The organism is Shewanella colwelliana ATCC 39565, assembly GCF_000518705.1.
Taxonomy (GTDB): domain Bacteria; phylum Pseudomonadota; class Gammaproteobacteria; order Enterobacterales; family Shewanellaceae; genus Shewanella; species Shewanella colwelliana.
Window position 1 is genome coordinate 167,204 of sequence record NZ_JAEC01000005.1, and the last position, 19,179, is coordinate 186,382.

Consider the following 19,179-nt stretch of genomic DNA (forward strand, 5'->3'; position numbering starts at 1 on the left):
CTAAGAATTCACAAAACGATTAAAGATGCATAACCGTTACTTATTGGCTTTAGCGCTGCTTCCGCACCTTCTCTTGGCAGACGAATTAGATAGCACCGTCGACACCAGCACTCAATGCCTTGTGGAACCGCCTGTGCCCGTTCCATCAAGCGACGATAGAGATCTACCGCTTGACCTTCAGCAAATTAAAATTGTTTCCGACAGTTCAACAGCTAAGATGGGCGATAAAGCCACTTTTGCCGGTGACGTGACCTTTAGCCAAGGTGGACGCCATATCGCCGCCGATAACGCTGTATTGGACCAAGCAAACGAACGCTTAGATGCCAATGGCAATCTGGTATTTCAAGACAGCATGTTTACTGTTACCGCAGACTCACTCAGTGCCGAGATGCGCAGTAATAGTGCCGAGCTATCCGGCGCACAATATTGGCTACATGGACAACAGATACATGGCGAAGCTGAGAAGCTTGAAATTACTCAAGACAATAACCTACATCTAACCAATACCAACTTTACCACTTGCCCCCCTGGCGATACCTCTTGGTTGCTCGAAGCTGAAACCATCAAAATCGACAGCACTGAGGAGTGGGGAGAGCTTTGGGATGCCAAGCTAAAAATTGGTGATGTGCCAGTGTTCTATCTGCCGTATATGACTATTCCGGTATCCGAAAAGCGTAAGTCAGGCTTTCTTTTCCCGCTGTTCAGTACCAGTACCACCAATGGTGTTGAGGTCGCGACGCCCTATTACTGGAACATTTCGCCTGAATATGACCTTACATTTACACCGCATTATATGTCAGCTCGCGGTCTGTTTTTAAAAAGTGAATTTAGGTATTTAGCAGGAGAAGCCCAACAAGGTCAGCTTAATGTTGAATACTTGGGCAATGATGACTTAATCCCTAACAGCCCCGACCGCTATCTTTATCATTGGCAGCATCAAGGGGCGATAGATGACAATTGGCGAGTACTCGCTAACTTTACAGATGTCTCTGATAATAACTATTTTAACGATCTCAATTCAGATGTGCTGCGAGCAACCGACAATCAACTATCGCGAATAGGCGAAATTGCCTATTTTGCCAATAATTGGGACGTCACAGCTCGGGTGCAAGATATTAAAGTATTAGGTGAAGATGAGTCGCCCTATCAAGTCATGCCTCAAGTCGCCTTTAACTACCGAGCGCCTGAGTTATGGCAAGGCTTAGATTTCAGTATCCTTGGTGAAGCGACCAACTTTAGACATAAAGAGGATCAGTATGCCACCGCAAATCGCGTACATATTGAGCCAACATTATCGCTACCTATCCACGGCCCAGCGGGTTCGTTAACCAGCGAAATAAAGTTACTACAAACCAATTATTGGCAAGATACTAATGACTACAGTATCAATCAAGATCTCGACAGCTCAGTCAGCCGTACCTTGCCACAAGTGCGAATACATGGACAGATCAACTTTGAGCGCTATACCGATTATTTTGATAGCAACTATCGCCAGACCTTAGAGCCGCAGTTCCAGTACCTTTATGTGGGTTATGAAGACCAAACTGGCATAGGTCTCTACGACACCGCCTTGCTACAAGATGACTACTATGGACTATTTAGGGATCGCCGCTTTTCAGGTTTAGATAGAATCGCCGATGCCAACCAGATGACCTTAGGTTTAACCACGCGCTTATTTGATGAACATAACCGCGAAACCTTCAAATTTAGCTTAGGTCAAATCTACTATTTTGAAGACAGCAAAGTAGGCCTCATTGACCCAAGTCAGCCTAATACCGTACTGGAGGAACAAAACACCTCGAACTCAGTATTAGCAGCAGAGTTAAATACCCAGCTATACAACGACTGGTTTGTCAGCGGTGCAATTCAATACGATACCAAAGAGAGTGAGAATAAGAAGAGCGAAGTCACGCTCGACTTCCGCCCAGGTATCAATAAGCTAATGCAGGTAAGCTATCGCTATGTGCCAGACCTAGTTAACAGTAACACCAATGAGTCGGTCAATATTTCACAAGCGGGTGTCCGAGCAGCTTGGCCAATCAACGATAACTGGTATATCGTAGGCAACTGGTATTACGACCTCAATGAAAGCAGAAGTGTTGAAACCTATACAGGCTTTCAATATGAATCCTGTTGTTGGGCGGTACGCTTAAGTTATCATTACCGCATCAAAACCAATTATGATGACGATTTAGCACCAACATTTGAGGATAGAGAGCTATTCGAACACGGCTTCTATCTTAATTTTGTGATTAAAGGATTAGGTGGCTCTGGCCCATTGGGTGTGTCGGATATGCTTGATGATGGGCTATTCAACTATCGTAAGCCGCTCTATTTGAAAAACTAGCTTTGATATTTAGTTAATATTTTGCTGAACCTAGATACGGACTTGTAGTCCAATCAGAATAATCGAATTAAGTTGTCGGCCACTAATCGTAAAGACCGACTCCAATATGCCAAGGATTTTTGTGGATGAGACCCTGTAAACAACTGATTATTGCTTTTCTGACATTGGCGATGAGCCACAGCGTTATGGCGGCAAATGAGCCATTAGATCGCGTTACAGTACAGATCAATGAAGGGATAGTGTTAGAAAGCGAAATTGCTAACATGCTTAAAACCGTCAAAGCTAACGCAAAGGCTGCCGGACAAGCATTGCCTTCAGATACCGCATTGCGTACTCAGGTCATTGAGCGTCTCATCATGACTCGTCTGCAGCTGCAAATGGCTGATCGTATCGGTTTACATATTGGTGATCTGCAACTTGACCAAACCATCGACAATATCGCTAAAGAGCAGAAAATAACTCCCGCAGCAATGCGCGAGAAAATTGAAGCAGAGGGCATGAGTTGGGGTCAGTACCGTGAGCAGTTACGTGAAGAGATCACCCTAGGCGAGATTCAACGTATTCAAGTACAACGACGCATTCAAGTCTCTGCACAAGAGATCAACAACCTAGTTAAGTTGATTGAAGAGCAAGGTATGCAACAGGTTGAATATCAAATTGGCCATATTCTTATAGAAGTGCCAAGCAGCCCAACGAGTGAACAATTGGAAGCGGCAAGTAAGCGTGCCAATACCGTATTGAAGCGTCTTGAAGATGGTGCTGACTTTAAACAAACAGCCATTGCCTCGTCGTCAGGTCCTAAAGCACTAGAAGGTGGTATTTGGGACTACATGAACATCAACGAGATGCCGACGCTGTTTGCCGAACTTCTTGGCGGAGCTAAAAACAATGACATTATTGGCCCAGTTAGAAGTGGTGCTGGTTTCCACATAATTAAAGTGATGGATGCGCGCGGACTACAGACCCAAGAGATCGATGAAGTGCGCTCACGCCACATCCTTATTAAGCCTTCGCCTATCTTATCTGAAGAACGCGCCAAAGCGATGCTAGATAAATTTGTGCAACAACTTCGCAATGGCGAAGCAGACTTTGCCGCCTTAGCGCGCCAGTATAGCGAAGACCCAGGCTCTGCGGCGAAAGGCGGTGAGCTTGGTTGGGCTGACCCATCCGTCTATGTACCAGCGTTTGCGCAAACATTAAATGCACTATCACTTGATGAAATCAGTGAGCCATTCCGCTCTAGTCACGGCTGGCACATTGTCCAACTAGAAGAAAAACGCAAAACCGATGCAACCGATAAATTCAATACTAATCGTGCACACCAGCTTATCTTCCGCCGTAAATTTAACGAAGAACCGCAAAACTGGCTGGATGAAATGAGATCTGAAGCTTACATTGAAGTATTCGATGCCGATTTTAATCGAGGTTAATTATATTGACGACTAAACGAATCGCAATCACACCCGGCGAACCGGCGGGTGTAGGTCCAGACTTAGTCATTCAACTTGCTCAGCGCGCTTGGCCCGCTGAGCTTGTTGTTTGTGCTGATCCAGCTTTATTGACAGCGCGAGCCAAAAAAATTGGTTTGCCCCTTCAACTGCGCCCCTATCAGCCGAGTCAACCGCCTAAACCGCAAGAAGCCGGAACCTTGACCATTGTTCCCTTTGAGCTAGCAAATGAAGCGATTTGTGGCACGCTGGATGAGCAAAATAGTGCCTATGTCATCGACACATTAAGCTATGCGGGCAACAAGAATATGAGCGGCGAATTTGATGCCGTCGTGACTGGGCCTGTGCACAAAGGGATTATTAACCAAGCGGGTATCCCATTTAGTGGCCATACGGAGTTTTTCGCTCACCAGGCTAACTGCCAAGATGTAGTGATGCTGCTTGCAGCCCCAGGATTACAGGTTGCGCTGGTGACTACACATATTCCGCTCGCCTATGTGTCAAAAGCCATTACCCGCGATCGTTTACATCAAATTATTAAAATTTTACACAATGATTTGGTGGAAAAATTTGCCATTGAACAGCCCAAAATTTATGTCTGTGGATTAAACCCACATGCAGGTGAAGATGGCCACCTTGGCAGAGAAGAGATAGATGTTATTGCTCCCGCGCTTGAAGAACTGCGTGCTGAGGGAATAAGTCTGATAGGTCCCTTACCTGCTGACACCTTATTCCAACCAAAATATTTAGAAGATGCGGATGTCGTATTAGCCATGTATCACGATCAAGGCCTTCCGGTACTTAAGTCGCAGGGCTTTGGCAGTTCGGTTAATATCACATTGGGCTTACCTTACATTCGCACATCAGTCGATCATGGCACAGCCCTTGCGCTTGCTGGAACCGGTGAAGCCGATATCGGCAGCTTCGTCTGCGCACTAAACAAGGCTATTGAACTAGCCACTAAAAACGAGTCTTTGAAGAGTAGTAATGAGTAATAAAGTACATTTAGGCCATACCGCTAGAAAACGTTTCGGACAAAACTTTTTGACCGACAGTAATGTGATCAACCGTATCGTAGGCGCGATTGCGCCCGATAATGACCACGTAATGGTTGAGATCGGTCCTGGCCTAGCGGCACTGACAGAACCTGTCGCTGAGAGCATCGATAAACTCACCGTTGTTGAGCTCGATAAAGATCTGGTTGAAAGGCTAAAAACTCACCCATTTCTAAAAGATAAACTCGATATTCATCAAGGCGATGCATTGAAGTTCGACTTCAACCAATTGGTTGAAGAAGGTAAGCAGATGAAAGTATTTGGCAATCTGCCATACAACATCTCAACACCACTGATGTTTCATCTTTTCGAATTTGCAGAGCATATTGAGAATATGCACTTTATGCTGCAAAAAGAGGTGGTATTACGTCTATCTGCGTCGCCAGGAACCAAAGCGTACGGCCGTTTAACAGTAATGGCACAATATTTTTGCCAAGTGATGCCAGTACTCGAAGTACCACCGGGCTGCTTTACGCCGCCACCAAAAGTTGACTCTGCCGTCGTCAGGCTGGTGCCCTATAAGCAAAAGCCATGGCCTTGTAAAGACGTTGACCTACTGAGACACCTTTGTACCACTGCGTTCAATATGCGCCGTAAGACGCTACGCAATAACTTAAAGCAGATGCTCACCGATGACGACTTTAAGCTGTTAAATATTGATTCGACAAAACGCCCCGAACAGATAAGTGTTGAACAGTACGTCGCGATGGCTAACTTAGTTTTTGATAAGAAAAGCAGCTAATCAAAAGGGAGAGCCTCTCTCCCTCAAACTTTCGTTTTAGGACCCCTCGATGACTGAACTTGAATCCTCAATCCGAATAGAGGTAAAAACCGAATATATTGAAGCGCAATCCTCTCCAGAAGAGGAGCGTTATCTCTTTAGCTATACCATCACCATCGTTAATCTCGGTGAAAAACCTGCGACCTTAAAAAGCCGTATGTGGTGCATTACCGATGCCAATGGCCATCATAGCGAAGTTCAAGGTGCTGGTGTTGTTGGCGAAACGCCCACGATCGCCCCCAATACCGCCTACCAATATACCAGCGGAACGGTATGCGAAACACCGTTTGCTGTGATGCAGGGCCACTACATTATGATCAGTGAAGATGGCACCGAATTTAAAGCCCAAATTGCGCCATTTCGTCTAGCTGCTCCAGGATTGCTACACTAACAAAACGCGACCTCATCCCATAACGTTCATTAAAAGAGAGAGAAATGGCAACATATTTTGTCGGTGATATTCAAGGCTGTTTCGACGAACTTAGGCTGCTTCTCGATAAGGTCGACTTCCGCCCATCTAGGGATGAATTGTGGGTTGTGGGTGATATGGTTGCTAGAGGGGAGAAATCACTCGAAACCCTTCGATACCTTAAATCTCTCGAACATTCGGCAAAAATCGTCTTGGGCAATCATGATCTGCATCTGCTCGCGGTGCACGGTCAATTGAAACGGCCAAAACCAAGCGACAATTTGTCTGCTTTACTGGCGGCCGACGACATCGAACAGCTTATAGATTGGATCAGAGTACAACCATTAATCCGCGAATTGAAACAGCCGAAGCTACTGATGTCCCATGCGGGTATTCCCCCACAATGGGATGTAGAGACCGCACTTGCTCAAGCAAGTCTTGTTAGCCAAGCTCTCCAATCACCAGATTACCTTGAACAGCTTATCTCAAAAATGTATGGCAATGACGTCACACAGTGGTCAATAGACCTTTCTGCCACTAAGCAGTTAATCTATTGCATTAATGCACTGACACGGATGCGTTATCTGCATAACGATGGCAGTCTAGATTTCGATTGTAAACTCCCGCCAAACAAGGATATCCATGATGGCCTAACACCATGGTTTACCCACAACAATCTCGCCAATCAAACCCATCAGTTGGTGTTTGGTCATTGGGCCGCGTTAATGGGGAAAGTGGACAATCCTGCGATGCGAGCCTTAGACACTGGTTGCTGCTGGGGGGAGTATTTAACCCTGTGGCATCTGGAGTCCGATCAAAAAATTACCCAAAATAAGTTAAAAAAGAGTTAAACTAGATTCGCTGCTGGCCGATATAAAGCTTGCAGAATATGCCCCGCCCTAGCCCTGAGAATATTTTTAATAATTAGGGATATAACAAAAAAAATCGGAGTGCCCCTATGAAATTGAATGTAGCCACTAGAGTAATTGGTGGATTTGGTGTTGTAACCCTATTGTTAATAATACTGGGGGTTGCTTCACTCATTACCAATGACAACATCAAGAGCAGTACGCTCGTGCTGCAAGATTTGAGTCTTCCGGCTTTAGAAGTTAGCAATCACCTCACTCAAAACATTGCCTTGCAAGAGAAACAACTGTTAGTGGCTTACCATAGTAAACTCTCCTCCGAACTGCCAAAAATACAGAACCAGTTTGGTGATCACGCCAATGGTTTTTTGACTCAGCTCGATAAATTGAGTGGCATTATTCAGGGACATCAACAAGGCTTAGGTAAGCAAATTTCATCACTGCGAACACACTATCAAGCGTTTAATGACAATAGTCTTAAAATGATGAAGGCAAGAGAGCAGTCACTTATCACACAAGAAGCCCTCATTGACCAGTTAGATGAGTTAGAGATGGCGGCCGATGACACTGCGTCTTTGTTACTTGATCTTATCGACTTGGAAACCAGTGAAGACCCAACCGAACGTGAAATTGCAGCAACAGCTAGCAATATTGATAACAGCTTCAGCACCATCATCACTAGCAGCTATGACTTAGTCAACGCCAAAGATAAATCTAAAGCTGAGACCATAACGAAAGAACTTGATTATATTCTTAGTGAAGCAAAAAATAAGCTCGAATATGTGAGTCGTCATTGGGAAGGTGTCATTGATCAGGACATGCTAGATAGCGTGAACGAAGAAGCGGCAAAAGTGTTCAATATGTTATATGGCCCTAACGCTATTCAGGCACGTAAAGCAAAGCAGATCACACTCAATGTCACAGCAACCAACTTACTCAATCAGGTTGAAGATAATGTCACTGATGTCAACCAAGATATGGACAACCTAACGAAAGAGATAGAAACGGTATCTCAAGCGATTAGCACCAAGGCAATTAGCGATATTGATAGCGCGAGCTTTAAAACCTTGGCACTGGTTGTTATCGCTATTTTCGTGTCTATTGGGGTAAGTATTGCTGTCATTCGCCCGCTCAAACGTTCGCTCGACAACGTTAACAATGCGCTTAATGTCCTAGCATCTGGCAACCTAACCCATAAGTTAGATGATTCTGGCCACGATGAGTTTGCGGAACTATCGCGTAACTGTAACCGATTAGTCGATAGTTTGCGGAATTTAATCCAAGGCATACTCGATCGCTCCAATCAGCTAGCGGCTGCCGCAGAGGAGACCTCAGCGATTACCGCGCAAACCACTGCTGGCATCCAAGAGCAGAAGAACCAGGTCGACCAAGTCGCGGCCGCAACGACTCAGCTCAGCTCAAGCGCCATGCAAGTGACCAGTAGTGCCGATGAAGCACTTAGCCAAATTAAGCAAGCCGACGAAGAAGCGCAGCATATGCGAGCAATCGCCGATGAGAATAAGCGCACGATTTTAGCCCTTGCCGATGAAGTGGCCAAAGCAGGACACGTTATCAATAAAGTGCATTCCGATAGTGCATCTATTGGCTCTATCCTCGACGTTATTCGCGGAATCGCAGAACAAACCAACCTACTCGCACTCAACGCCGCCATTGAAGCCGCTAGAGCCGGTGAGCAAGGCCGTGGCTTTGCAGTGGTTGCTGATGAAGTGCGTAGTCTAGCGTCTCGGACCCAAGATTCGACTCAAGAGATCCAGCAGATGATTCAGGTGCTGCAACAAGGCACCCAAGAAGCGGTATCGGTTATGGAGCTTGGACGTAGTCAGGCTACCAGCTGTGTAGAGAAAACAGAGCAAGCCAATATCGCCCTTGAAAGCATCAGTAACGCGGTTCACAGTGCCCACGACTCAGGCACTCATATTGCCCATGCAGCCCAAGAACAAAACTTGGTAAGCCAGCAGGTATCAGAGAAACTTGAGCACATTGCTGCGATATCAGAGGAGACGGCAACAGGTGCTGACCAAACAGCTCAATCTAGCCATCAAGTCGCTCAGTTAGCTGAAGAGCTTCAAGCCTCTGTAGGTGAATTTAAGGTCTAGCTTAAATGTTATACCTGAGAAAAAAGGCCGAATTTAATTCGGCCTTTTTTACTTTTATATAGCAATAAAAAAGCCGGACATTCGTCCGGCTTTTAGATTTTAGATACAAGTTAATTACCCGATAATCTACCTTTAATCGCTGCAGTAACTGGGCTACCAGCATGTCCATTAGCTTCCGCCCATTGAAGCACGGTGCTGCCATCAGCTTCTGTTACGCTTAAATCATCGGTAGATAAACGCTTAGCCATAAATTCGCCAATATCATTCGCGCCGCTTTTCATCGCAAAACGCAGTAAGCTGTCACCATCACAAGTGATCCCTTGATACACATTGCGTAATTTAACACGTGCCTCTTTAAGCTTTTTGCGTAAACGGTTTTTATCATCCGCTTGAACATAGTTACAGATGTTTGCAACGAGCTGGTCGTTGGCTTGTACCGGAACAGTATAAACAGATGCTGCAATAACCACAGCAATCGTCGCAGGTAACAGACGCATCGGGTACTCCTATAATATTTATTATTTTTATTTAGCAGATTTTCAAAAACTTAAATCTACAAATGACTCAGGACAACACCGTAATTTAACATTTTTTTACCAAATTGATAAAGCGATATTCCAAGCCTTTATCGCTCACATGGCATTCATCATTGAGTATATGCCAAGATCCATCATCCCACAGAGGAAAATAGGTATCCCCTGCAGTATCTAAATTTATTTCTGTTAAATATAAAATATCGGCTTGCGGTAGCAGCTCTGCATAAAGCTGACCGCCACCCATGACCACCAACTCTTCGCAATCTCCAGCGGCCTGTTTCGCAGCATCGAATGAGGTCACGCAGGTGACACCTTCGATAACGAGCTCTTGCTGACGGCTCACCACAATATTATGTCGCCCCGGTAGTGGACGACCAATAGACTCAAATGTCTTACGCCCCATAACAACGGGTTTCCCCAGCGTCATAGCTTTAAAATGGCGCAGATCTTCCGGTAGGTGCCAAGGCATCTGGTTATCTTTGCCTATCACGCGGTTATTTGCCATCGCAGCAATCATTGCTATTTTCATTGGTATCTCCCACGGTCTATCGCCGCTTTAGATAAGAGGTTAAATTACAGGTCGGGTACGAAAGTAGAGTAAACTCGGCATTGCTAGCCCTACAGACAAAGCGCCTAATATGAATACTGTTTTAAGGCCATTACTAATAACCTCGGCCGTCAATTCAGGACTAACCTCGGATTGAGCAGTGAGCTGCACTAACGCAATAACTGTGTTGTATGCATACGTCCCTGGAATCATGGGAATAATTGCCGCAACCGCATACATAAGAGGTGGTGCTAGGTGTTTTTTAGCGAAGCCAATAGTCATCACACCAACGATTGCAGCGGCAATAAATGTCGCCCACTCAATAGGCATATGAAAATGCAAAAGTAAGGTCCTAACACTGTGACCTAACGCCCCAGCCATCGCACAATAAGGTAAAAATCGCTTAGGTACATTAAAGACCATAGCAAAACCAACGGCAGGAATAGATGAGAACAACGCGTCATTAAGTAGCTTTATCAGTAAATCCATTATAAGAATAAGCCTCCTATCTGCATCGCAATAGTGATGCCAATCACTGATGACACGGTCAGCAAAGTCGCATGCCCCCAACGAGAAATCCCAACATTTAGATGGCCTTTTACCATGTCTGATATTGCATTGATCATCGGAAAGCCTGGCACCAACATCAGCACACTCGCCGCCATTGGCAGCCTCGGCGTTTCAGTCAATTCGAAATGATATCCAAGCTGCGCGATTAACGTCGTGATGAAAGCTGTTACAGCAAAATTAACTAATAAGTTGAAGTGACGCTTAGCGATAGAAAGTCTGACAAACATTCCGATTGATGATGCGAATATCGTGATCAGCACAGCCATGATATCACCGCCAAACAGATGGCAGAAGCTACCACAAGAAAGGCCAATCATAGGAATGAGATAGCGTTTAGGATAGGCTCTGGGCTGGATGCGAGAAACGCGTTTACGCACTTCATTTAGGCCATATATCCCTTTCTCTGTGAGTAAGCAGATCCGCTGTAACTCACAGATAATGGTCATATTAATGCCATGCTCTCTGATCCGCCTAGTGGTTGTTATACAACGCCCATGAACAAGACTTGTCAACACCAAGGAGTTGGAAGAGATGGAGATCTCGACACTCGCAAGACCTAAGGCCTGCCCCAAGCGCTGACTGATCTCTTCAACGAGCTCAGATTCAGCGCCATAGGCCAGAAGTAGTTGTGCTACTCGAACAACCTGCCGAGTAATATCATTTTGAGTATCAGCGTACACAATTATCTCAGAATGAGGCGAGAGGTAAGTGTTCTCTACCTCTGGTAAATAATCTCAACATCGTAATCATCGTCGTCGAAATCATCATCAAAATCGTCATCGAAGTCTTCATTGACGACCTCCTGGCTCTGTTGATGATAGTTATCCCACTTAAACTCGACTTCAGCATCAGGATCTTTTTCAACGTCAGCAGGTAAGGATTCAATGAAATCCATTAACTTAAGACTAAGCTCTTGGGTGCCTTCACGATTATAAGCCGATATCGTGTAGACATCGCCTTGCCAATCCAGTTCCTTAACGATGCGATCGATACGTTCTTGAAGTTCCTCTTCAAGTAATAGATCTGTTTTGTTAAAGACTAACCAACGCGGCTTGCTTGCAAGCAATGGTGAATGCTTCTCTAGTTCACCCACAATAGCGCGAGCACTATCGACAGGGTCGCTACCATCAATCGGCTCAATATCTAATATATGCAGCAGTACACGACAGCGCTCTAAATGCTTGAGGAAACGAATACCTAAACCCGCGCCCTCTGCCGCACCTTCAATCAAGCCTGGAATATCAGCGACAACAAAGCTTTGGCCATGTCGTGGCGTTACAACACCTAAGTTAGGCACTAATGTGGTAAAAGGGTAATCCGCAACTTTAGGCTTAGCTCTTGAAACGGCGCGGATGAAGGTCGACTTGCCCGCATTAGGCATACCTAAAAGACCGACGTCAGCGAGCAACATAAGCTCTAAGCGAAGACTTCTTACCTCTCCTGGCGTACCCAAAGTTTTTTGTCTCGGTGCACGGTTGGTACTGCTCTTAAAGCGAGTGTTACCTAAACCATGAAATCCGCCTTTCGCGACAAGTAGTTTTTGACCATGAACCTTAAGATCACCGAGTGCTTCTTGAGTTTCCTCATCCACAGCGCGTGTTCCCACCGGCACCTTAAGAATAAGATCTTCGCCGCCATGGCCAGTACAGTCTCGACCGCGACCATTCTTACCACGTTCAGCAAAATGAAAGCGTTCAAAACGGAATTCAATCAGGGTATTCAGGTTTTCGTCGGCCTGTAAGTAAACACTACCGCCATCACCACCATCACCGCCATCAGGACCACCATCCGGAACATATTTCTCGCGTCTAAAACTCACGCAACCACTACCGCCATCACCAGCTTCAACTCTGATCACAGCTTCATCGACAAACTTCATACCAACTCCAGGCACCACACGATAGACGGATTATACTGCCTATCTAATATTACCGCCAAAAAACAATTGCTCTACCGATCTATCGACGCCCATTATGCATCAATAAATCGATTCTCAACTGGTGCTGGAGCGTAGCGTTCGGCTCTTTCACCAGATAATAATCTTCATAAACAATAAAGCCCTACCAGAGGCAGGGCTTTATAAACTAGCTTAGGTTAGCTAAAGATTAAGCTTCGATGCTAATGAACTTGCGGTTCTTAGGACCTTTAACTTCAAACTTAACTTTACCGTCAGTTAGTGCAAATAGAGTATGGTCACGACCAATACCTACGTTAACACCTGCGTGGAATTTAGTACCACGTTGACGAACGATGATGTTACCAGCTAGAACTGATTCACCACCGAAACGCTTAACACCAAGACGTTTACTTTCTGAATCGCGGCCGTTACGAGTAGAACCGCCAGCTTTTTTATGTGCCATGAGTTAGACTCCTAATTAAGCGTTGATAGCTGTAATTTTAACTTCGGTGAACCACTGACGGTGGCCCATCTTCTTATCGTGGTGCTTACGACGACGGAACTTAACGATAGTTACCTTTTCGCCACGGCCATGGCTGACAACTTCAGCTACAACCTTACCACCTTCAACTAAAGGTGCACCAACGTGTACAGTCTCACCGTCAGCAACCAAAAGAACTTGGTCAAATTCGACAGTTTCGCCTGTAGCGACTTCTAATTTTTCTAGACGAACAGTATGGCCTTCAGCAACACGGTGCTGCTTACCACCACTTTGAAAAACAGCGTACATAGCTATTTTACTCCGATATTTCTAGCACGCAGACCTTTTTAGTTTGGCTGGGTGCTATAAAAGCTTTAATGACAATGGTCGCGGAGTTTACGCTAAGAAGACCAAGCTGACAAGCCCTAATTCACTTTGATCAAAAAAAGATCGGAATTACTCGCACATTAGTCTTCTAATACTGTCTTGCGACACATTTTTAGGTAGAATCGAATCATTATAACATTTTCGCCTTAATTTGGGCTGCCTGAATTACGCTGCAACCCTAAAAGTAGAGCCTATATATGGATTTGAATGCCATCCGTCAGTTAGCTGACGTAGATATGAAAGCCGTCGATCAGCTTATTTATAAGCAATTAGAATCAGATGTAGCCCTAATTAATCAGTTAGGTTTCTATATTATTAATGGAGGGGGCAAACGATTACGCCCACTGCTGTCAATTCTAGCCGCTCGCGCCATTGCATATGAAGGCGAAGCACACCTTAAGTTGGCAGCCATTGTCGAGTTTATCCATACCGCTTCACTGTTACACGATGATGTTGTCGATGAATCCATGCTACGACGCGGCAGAGAAACTGCCAACGCATTGTTTGGCAACAGCGCTAGCGTATTAGTTGGGGACTTTCTCTACACTCGCTCTTTTCAAATGATGACAGAACTTAAAAGTATGCAAGTGCTAGAAGTCTTAGCCGATGCTACTAACGTACTTGCTGAAGGTGAAGTACTGCAGTTAATGAACTGTAACGACCCAGACACCACAGAAGACAGCTATATGCGAGTCATCTACTGTAAAACGGCCAAACTATTCGAAGCGGCGACCCGCCTTGCTGGTGTGCTTGCTGACAGCAGCATAGAGGTTCAAACCGCGCTGGCCGATTACGGCAAGTACTTAGGCACTGCGTTCCAGTTAACCGATGATCTACTCGACTACACTGCAGAAACTGAAGAGTTAGGTAAGAACATTGGTGATGACCTGGCAGAAGGCAAACCGACACTACCGTTAATCTATGCAATCGCTAACGGCACTGATGAAGCTAAAAAGTTGATCCGCGAAGCCATTGAACAAGGTGACGGCTCAGGCCACATAGAAACCATTTTAAATGCGCTCAATGAATGTGGTGCGCTTCAATATACTGAAACAAGAGCCCTAGAAGAGGCTGAGAAGGCCATTAACGCGCTTGATATCCTTCCTGAGTCCGACTACAAGCAAGCATTAATATCATTAGCTAGAATAGCTGTCGCGCGCAATCACTAATGATTGGTTAATGACGCAAAGATTTAAATAACAAAAAAGGAGCCAATCGGCTCCTTTTTTATTGATTCGTCTAGCTTACTTAACGAATTCAACACCAAGCTTAATATCAGCCTTTAGCGTATCTAACATCGCATCACACGCGTTGGCTTCAAACTCGCTTACGTCGCCATAAGCTAATACTTGCTCAACACCATTCTTACCAAGAAGAATCGGTTGTGCGAAAAATTCTGCATGCTCACTGCCACCATCGACATAAGCACACTCAACCACATTGGCATCACCTTGCAGGCCACGAACCAGTGATAAACCAAAGCGGCATGCCGCTTGACCCATAGAAAGTGTTGCACTACCGCCACCGGCTTTAGCTTCAACGACTTCAGTACCCGCATTCTGAATACGAGTAGTAAGGGCTGCAACCTCTTCATCACTGAAGCTCACACCTTCAACTTGCGATAGCAATGGAAGAATCGTTACACCGCTATGGCCACCGATCACGTTCACTTTGACATCCGCAACATCTAAGCCTTTTGCTTCGGCGACAAATGTTTCAGAACGGATAACATCAAGTGTCGTCACACCGAATAAACGATTTTTGTCGTACACGCCTGCAGCTTTTAATACTTCAGCAGCAATTGCCACAGTGGTATTTACAGGGTTAGTAATGACACCAATCAGTGCTTTAGGGCAAGTTGCCGCACACTTTTCAACAAGGTTTCTGACAATGCCAGCGTTAATATTGAACAGATCTGAACGATCCATACCAGGCTTACGCGCAACACCAGCAGAGATAAGCACAACATCTGCACCTTCTAATGCAGGCGTAGGATCTTCACCTGCAAAACCTTTCACCTCAACCGCAGTAGGGATGTGGCTAAGGTCAACTGCAACACCAGGTGTTACAGGAGCGATATCATAAAGGGACAGTTTTGAGCCGGCAGGCAATTGTGTTTTAAGCAGTAGGGCAAGAGCCTGGCCAATACCACCAGCGGCACCAAGTACAGCAACTTTCATAGTTATCTCCGTCATTTCTTGGATATTTGTGATATAGATCTAAATTCACCGATGGCGCAACATTACTGTAATCACACCAATAATTCAATTATCCCTTAGTAGTGTGAGCGTATATTTTGTCTTTTTGCTCTAAATTATTAATTTTGACTCAAATAACGTATAGTGCCGACTTATCTGCGCAACATGTCTCTCATCTCACCACACAGACACCAAACTGAATTATTATTCATCATATCCGAATATTCGTTGACAAATAATTCAAAGCTATTCAGAATAAAGCAGTTTTGTGAATAAAGAATAAATAAATTATGCAAGCAACTAAAAATCAAGACGAACTTGTTAAGACCTTTAAAGCGATTTTAAAAGAGGAGCGCTTCGGCTCTCAAAGCGAAATCGTCAATGCCCTTCAAGCCGAAGGGTACAGCAACATCAATCAATCAAAAGTGTCGCGCATGCTCAGTAAGTTTGGCGCGGTGCGCACGCGCAATGCCAAGCAAGAGATGGTGTATTGCTTACCTGCAGAGTTGGGTGTACCGACAGCTGGAAGTCCACTTAAAAACTTAGTGCTCGACGTCGACCATAATCAATCGATGATAGTCGTAAGAACCAGCCCAGGTGCAGCGCAGCTGATAGCGAGACTCCTAGACTCTATCGGTAAACCAGAAGGCATTTTAGGTACTATTGCCGGAGATGACACCATTTTCATTTGTCCATCGAACATTAAAGATATCGACAAAACACTCGACACAGTGAAATCACTATTTAATTATGCCGATTAAACGGCTTGATGATAAAGAAGACGCCTAGTGCGTCTTTTTTTATGCTTAGCAACATTGGATACCATATATTGAATAAGTTTCACTTTCATGAGAGATTAATAGGCCGAACGTAGTAGAAAGCTGGCTAAGGATCTTAGATGAAAAATACAATAATTAATATCGATGATATTTGCTGGGAATCATGGCAACACTCCGATAACTATAGCAGTCAGCAAAAACATATCGGCGACGCGGCTGGATGTGAAAAAATTGGGGTGACGATGGAGAAACTCTCTCCAGGCAAACTCTCTTCAGTGGCGCATTACCATACTAAAGAGGAGGAGCATATCTACGCTATGCAAGGAGAAGCGACCCTACTGATTAACGGTGTTCCCCACCCTTTTAAGCAAGGCGACTATATCTGCTTCAACGCCAATAGCGCGATTTCTCACACTCTAAGAAACGACTCGGATGAGGACTTTGTTTTTATGGTCGTTGGTAACCGGGATATGCATGATGTGGTGGTGTACCCCGAAAACAATAAAGTGCAGGTCAGATCAATCGATGAAATTTACGCCAAACGACCGACAAACTATTGGGACCCTGATGAGTAAAAAAACACACCTTAGGGTGTGTTTTTTTCTAGCCGCTAATCAGTTGGCTGCGTCATTCATAAAATCTAATGATGGCGCAAAGAATGAAGACCCCGTTAACGCTTGAGTGAAGTGCATTAGGTGGTCATGATGACCGTCTGCATCGCCATGGATCATACTGTGTAGCATTTTTTCAAAATTCACCGAATTTCGACAGTTAGAAATAAACATGAGTCCCTGCTCTTTTACTGAGCCATAAGGCATACTCTGGCGCAAAATTTCCATTGAATTGCCATTTTCATCTTTTAGATTAACCCGCTTAATATGGCTGGTTAATGGCTTATCGTCCGATGCATATTCAATATTATCAATCTTAGTACGACCGATAATGTCTTCCTGTTTCTTCTGCGGTAGTCGATTCCATTTACTCAGGTTATGAGCAAACTTCTGCACATGTACATAACTGCCCGCTTTAAAACTAATGTCTTCATCACCGACTAATGCTACATCTTGGCGATGCCTACCTTTAGGATTTTCTGTGCCGTCAACAAACCCAGTTAAATCACGATTATCCATGAACTGGAAACCACGCTCTTCGTCAACCAGCTCAACCAAACCTTCAAACATCTGGCACACTTCATTGGCAACAAGGTGAAGTATGTCAAAGCGGTCACAACGTAAGTGAACAAATAGGTCATATTCGTGAGCGGGCGCATCACGATTATCAGCATTCATCGCAGGAAAAGGCCTTAGTTGCGCAGGGCGATTAGCTGGATATAGGCTATCCCAGTAGTTGGCACCAATGGCGACAAAACCATTAAAAGCGCTATCAGTATATTGATCTGATAATTCACAGATGTATTGCGCTACATTTGCAACACAAGGACGCAGTTGTGATTCAATACCATCCTCGGCATTAAACATCAAATAGACACTGTGTAAATTCCCCTCAGCACACACACCCAGCTGTTCACGTGGCATAACCTGACTATCCATTTAAACCCTACCTTTACCAGTTTCAATTTCGGCACTATTATCCGAAACTTTAGCGATTAATAGTACTAACAAGCCCACAAATCGGTAAAACGAAACCCCAATAACTTTGTAGAGTAACGTTTTTTCATCTAGGCAGCCATAATGGTTTACAAAAATGCTACATCACCATCAAATTAATGGTTTAGAACAGAACTAAGCCATGAGGCGCTACGGATAACTTGACCCGCTGTCCTATTCCAAGTGTCGTTAGCGCCGACTTTATATCGTAAAGAGTTTGCTCTACTTGCACTCGATAATGACAGATGTTCCCGAGAAAGCGTCTCTCTATGATTTCAGCGCTACCTTCTGCAACAGCAGCAAGTGTTATCTGTTCAGGCCTCAGTAATAACTCTGCACTGCTGCCAACACCTTTACCCAACGGCGTGGTACTTTGAATCTCCCCCAGCACAGTAGAAAAATGATGAGCCCCAGTCACTTCGCCTGAAAGATAATTTCCGCCACCCAAAAAGTCAGCCACATATCGATTACTTGGCATTGAATATAACTGCTCTGCATCACCGTATTGCGCGATTTTTCCATCTTGGAATAATGCCAGCTTATCCGCAAACACAAAGGCCTCATCTTTACTGTGAGTCACAAAAATAGCGCTAACATTACGCTGCTTTAGAATGGCACGAATCTCAAGCATCATCTCATTACGCACTTTCGCATCGATATTTGAAAAGGGTTCGTCCAGCAATAATAGTTCAGGCTCATAGGCCAAGGCTCGGGCAATTGACACCCGCTGCTGCTGGCCACCCGAAAGCTCGTGGGGATAACGCGATCCTAAGCCATCCAGCTTGACCAGTGTCAACATCTCATCTAAACGATGCGCACGTTCCGCCGTCGTTAACGCCTTAACGCCAAATAACACGTTTTCAGCCACCGTTAAGTGCGGAAACAAAGCGTAATCTTGAAATATCATCCCCACTTCCCGGGCTTCACTGGGAACAAACAGCTTGTCAGCAGAAAGTAATCGGCCATTGATGCCAATTTTGCCTTGGGATATGCCTTGTAGCCCCGCGATAGCGCGTAACAATGTGGTCTTCCCGCAGCCACTGGGACCAAGGAGCGCAGCGATTTCTCCTTGCGCCACATTCAAACTCAGCCCATTCAAAATAACTTGTCCGCGATAATCACTATGAACGTTTTCTATTGTTAACGTCGACATC

20 protein-coding genes are annotated in these 19,179 nt (G+C 44.9%); 10 read left to right on the plus strand and 10 right to left on the minus strand.

Features of this window, described 5'->3' with window-relative positions; translation table 11 throughout:
• The first annotated feature begins 25 nt into the window (after window positions 1-25).
• The 7 genes from lptD (at window position 26) to L876_RS0102705 (ending at window position 9,023) form a co-directional block, all read left to right on the plus strand.
• Window positions 26-2,347: an LPS assembly protein LptD gene (lptD, locus tag L876_RS0102675; protein WP_028762379.1), complete on the plus strand. Its 2,322-nt coding sequence runs from the start codon at window positions 26-28 to the stop codon at window positions 2,345-2,347.
• 125 nt (window positions 2,348-2,472) lie between these two features.
• Window positions 2,473-3,777 (plus strand): peptidylprolyl isomerase SurA, encoded by a 1,305-nt coding sequence (gene surA / locus L876_RS0102680; RefSeq protein ID WP_028762380.1) that lies wholly within the window; start codon window positions 2,473-2,475, stop codon window positions 3,775-3,777.
• 5 nt (window positions 3,778-3,782) lie between these two features.
• Window positions 3,783-4,790: a 4-hydroxythreonine-4-phosphate dehydrogenase PdxA gene (gene pdxA / locus L876_RS0102685; RefSeq protein WP_028762381.1), complete on the plus strand. Its 1,008-nt coding sequence runs from the start codon at window positions 3,783-3,785 to the stop codon at window positions 4,788-4,790.
• Window positions 4,783-5,592 carry a 16S rRNA (adenine(1518)-N(6)/adenine(1519)-N(6))-dimethyltransferase RsmA gene (gene rsmA / locus L876_RS0102690; RefSeq protein ID WP_028762382.1) on the plus strand — a complete coding sequence of 270 codons (810 nt, stop codon included), beginning with the start codon at window positions 4,783-4,785 and terminating at the stop codon, window positions 5,590-5,592. Before pdxA ends, rsmA begins: the two co-directional genes overlap by 8 nt.
• A gap of 49 nt (window positions 5,593-5,641) precedes the next feature.
• Window positions 5,642-6,022, plus strand: coding sequence for a Co2+/Mg2+ efflux protein ApaG (gene apaG, locus L876_RS0102695; RefSeq protein ID WP_028762383.1), 381 nt, complete (start codon window positions 5,642-5,644; stop codon window positions 6,020-6,022).
• Window positions 6,023-6,066: 44 nt separating this feature from the next.
• Window positions 6,067-6,891 carry a symmetrical bis(5'-nucleosyl)-tetraphosphatase gene (locus tag L876_RS0102700; protein WP_028762384.1) on the plus strand — a complete coding sequence of 275 codons (825 nt, stop codon included), beginning with the start codon at window positions 6,067-6,069 and terminating at the stop codon, window positions 6,889-6,891.
• Window positions 6,892-6,998: 107 nt separating this feature from the next.
• Window positions 6,999-9,023, plus strand: coding sequence for a methyl-accepting chemotaxis protein (locus L876_RS0102705; protein WP_028762385.1), 2,025 nt, complete (start codon window positions 6,999-7,001; stop codon window positions 9,021-9,023).
• Window positions 9,024-9,133: 110 nt separating this feature from the next.
• On the opposite strand, the gene L876_RS0102710 is transcribed toward L876_RS0102705, so the two are convergent.
• The 7 genes from L876_RS0102710 to rplU form a co-directional block, all read right to left on the minus strand.
• Window positions 9,134-9,520, minus strand: a complete 387-nt coding sequence (locus L876_RS0102710) for a DUF3718 domain-containing protein (protein ID WP_028762386.1) — start codon at window positions 9,518-9,520, stop codon at window positions 9,134-9,136.
• An 85-nt stretch (window positions 9,521-9,605) separates the two neighbouring features.
• Window positions 9,606-10,088 carry a type 3 dihydrofolate reductase gene (gene folA / locus L876_RS0102715; RefSeq protein ID WP_028762387.1) on the minus strand — a complete coding sequence of 161 codons (483 nt, stop codon included), beginning with the start codon at window positions 10,086-10,088 and terminating at the stop codon, window positions 9,606-9,608.
• Between the two features lie 39 nt (window positions 10,089-10,127).
• The gene (locus tag L876_RS0102720; protein WP_028762388.1) at window positions 10,128-10,598 is read right to left on the minus strand and encodes a threonine/serine exporter family protein; all 471 of its coding nucleotides are present in this window, start codon (window positions 10,596-10,598) and stop codon (window positions 10,128-10,130) included.
• Entirely contained in the window at window positions 10,595-11,356 is a 762-nt protein-coding gene (locus L876_RS0102725; RefSeq protein WP_081730615.1) for a threonine/serine exporter family protein, read from the minus strand. The genes L876_RS0102720 and L876_RS0102725 overlap by 4 nt, the downstream gene beginning before the upstream one ends.
• A 35-nt stretch (window positions 11,357-11,391) precedes the next feature.
• The gene (gene cgtA / locus L876_RS0102730) at window positions 11,392-12,555 is read right to left on the minus strand and encodes an Obg family GTPase CgtA (RefSeq protein ID WP_028762390.1); all 1,164 of its coding nucleotides are present in this window, start codon (window positions 12,553-12,555) and stop codon (window positions 11,392-11,394) included.
• Window positions 12,556-12,781: 226 nt separating this feature from the next.
• Window positions 12,782-13,036, minus strand: a complete 255-nt coding sequence (gene rpmA, locus L876_RS0102735; RefSeq protein ID WP_011864676.1) for a 50S ribosomal protein L27 — start codon at window positions 13,034-13,036, stop codon at window positions 12,782-12,784.
• Between the two features lie 15 nt (window positions 13,037-13,051).
• Window positions 13,052-13,363, minus strand: coding sequence for a 50S ribosomal protein L21 (rplU, locus tag L876_RS0102740; protein WP_028762391.1), 312 nt, complete (start codon window positions 13,361-13,363; stop codon window positions 13,052-13,054).
• 275 nt (window positions 13,364-13,638) lie between these two features.
• Between rplU and ispB the strand changes: the two genes are divergently transcribed.
• Entirely contained in the window at window positions 13,639-14,610 is a 972-nt protein-coding gene (ispB, locus tag L876_RS0102745) for an octaprenyl diphosphate synthase (RefSeq protein WP_028762392.1), read from the plus strand.
• 75 nt (window positions 14,611-14,685) lie between these two features.
• Here ispB and mdh read toward each other — a convergent pair whose 3' ends face one another.
• Window positions 14,686-15,621 (minus strand): malate dehydrogenase, encoded by a 936-nt coding sequence (gene mdh, locus L876_RS0102750; protein WP_028762393.1) that lies wholly within the window; start codon window positions 15,619-15,621, stop codon window positions 14,686-14,688.
• Between the two features lie 308 nt (window positions 15,622-15,929).
• Here mdh and argR point away from each other — a divergent pair, with 308 nt between their 5' ends.
• Together argR and L876_RS0102760 are read left to right on the plus strand one after the other, a co-directional pair.
• On the plus strand, window positions 15,930-16,400 hold the full coding sequence (argR, locus tag L876_RS0102755) for a transcriptional regulator ArgR (RefSeq protein ID WP_028762394.1): 471 nt from the start codon (window positions 15,930-15,932) through the stop codon (window positions 16,398-16,400).
• 137 nt (window positions 16,401-16,537) lie between these two features.
• Window positions 16,538-16,993, plus strand: coding sequence for a cupin domain-containing protein (locus tag L876_RS0102760; protein ID WP_028762395.1), 456 nt, complete (start codon window positions 16,538-16,540; stop codon window positions 16,991-16,993).
• Window positions 16,994-17,032: 39 nt separating this feature from the next.
• Here the strand turns inward: L876_RS0102760 and L876_RS0102765 are convergent, their stop codons facing one another.
• Window positions 17,033-17,968 (minus strand): Dyp-type peroxidase, encoded by a 936-nt coding sequence (locus tag L876_RS0102765; RefSeq protein WP_028762396.1) that lies wholly within the window; start codon window positions 17,966-17,968, stop codon window positions 17,033-17,035.
• 181 nt (window positions 17,969-18,149) lie between these two features.
• Complete coding sequence (locus tag L876_RS0102770; protein WP_028762397.1) at window positions 18,150-19,178, minus strand: ABC transporter ATP-binding protein; 1,029 nt, start codon at window positions 19,176-19,178, stop codon at window positions 18,150-18,152.
• Between the last annotated feature and the right edge of the window lies 1 nt (window position 19,179).

Bases quoted from the DNA above. Each gene is read 5' to 3' on its own strand.
- lptD (WP_028762379.1), top strand. From the start codon at position 26: ATGCATAACCGTTACTTATTGGCTTTAGCGCTGCTTCCGCACCTTCTC.
- surA (WP_028762380.1), top strand. From the start codon at position 2,473: ATGAGACCCTGTAAACAACTGATTATTGCTTTTCTGACATTGGCGATG.
- rsmA (WP_028762382.1), top strand. From the start codon at position 4,783: ATGAGTAATAAAGTACATTTAGGCCATACCGCTAGAAAACGTTTCGGA.
- apaG (WP_028762383.1), top strand. From the start codon at position 5,642: ATGACTGAACTTGAATCCTCAATCCGAATAGAGGTAAAAACCGAATAT.
- L876_RS0102700 (WP_028762384.1), top strand. From the start codon at position 6,067: ATGGCAACATATTTTGTCGGTGATATTCAAGGCTGTTTCGACGAACTT.
- L876_RS0102705 (WP_028762385.1), top strand. From the start codon at position 6,999: ATGAAATTGAATGTAGCCACTAGAGTAATTGGTGGATTTGGTGTTGTA.
- L876_RS0102710 (WP_028762386.1), bottom strand. From the start codon at position 9,520: ATGCGTCTGTTACCTGCGACGATTGCTGTGGTTATTGCAGCATCTGTT.
- folA (WP_028762387.1), bottom strand. From the start codon at position 10,088: ATGAAAATAGCAATGATTGCTGCGATGGCAAATAACCGCGTGATAGGC.
- cgtA (WP_028762390.1), bottom strand. From the start codon at position 12,555: ATGAAGTTTGTCGATGAAGCTGTGATCAGAGTTGAAGCTGGTGATGGC.
- rpmA (WP_011864676.1), bottom strand. From the start codon at position 13,036: ATGGCACATAAAAAAGCTGGCGGTTCTACTCGTAACGGCCGCGATTCA.
- rplU (WP_028762391.1), bottom strand. From the start codon at position 13,363: ATGTACGCTGTTTTTCAAAGTGGTGGTAAGCAGCACCGTGTTGCTGAA.
- ispB (WP_028762392.1), top strand. From the start codon at position 13,639: ATGGATTTGAATGCCATCCGTCAGTTAGCTGACGTAGATATGAAAGCC.
- mdh (WP_028762393.1), bottom strand. From the start codon at position 15,621: ATGAAAGTTGCTGTACTTGGTGCCGCTGGTGGTATTGGCCAGGCTCTT.
- argR (WP_028762394.1), top strand. From the start codon at position 15,930: ATGCAAGCAACTAAAAATCAAGACGAACTTGTTAAGACCTTTAAAGCG.
- L876_RS0102760 (WP_028762395.1), top strand. From the start codon at position 16,538: ATGAAAAATACAATAATTAATATCGATGATATTTGCTGGGAATCATGG.
- L876_RS0102765 (WP_028762396.1), bottom strand. From the start codon at position 17,968: ATGGATAGTCAGGTTATGCCACGTGAACAGCTGGGTGTGTGTGCTGAG.
- L876_RS0102770 (WP_028762397.1), bottom strand. From the start codon at position 19,178: ATGTCGACGTTAACAATAGAAAACGTTCATAGTGATTATCGCGGACAA.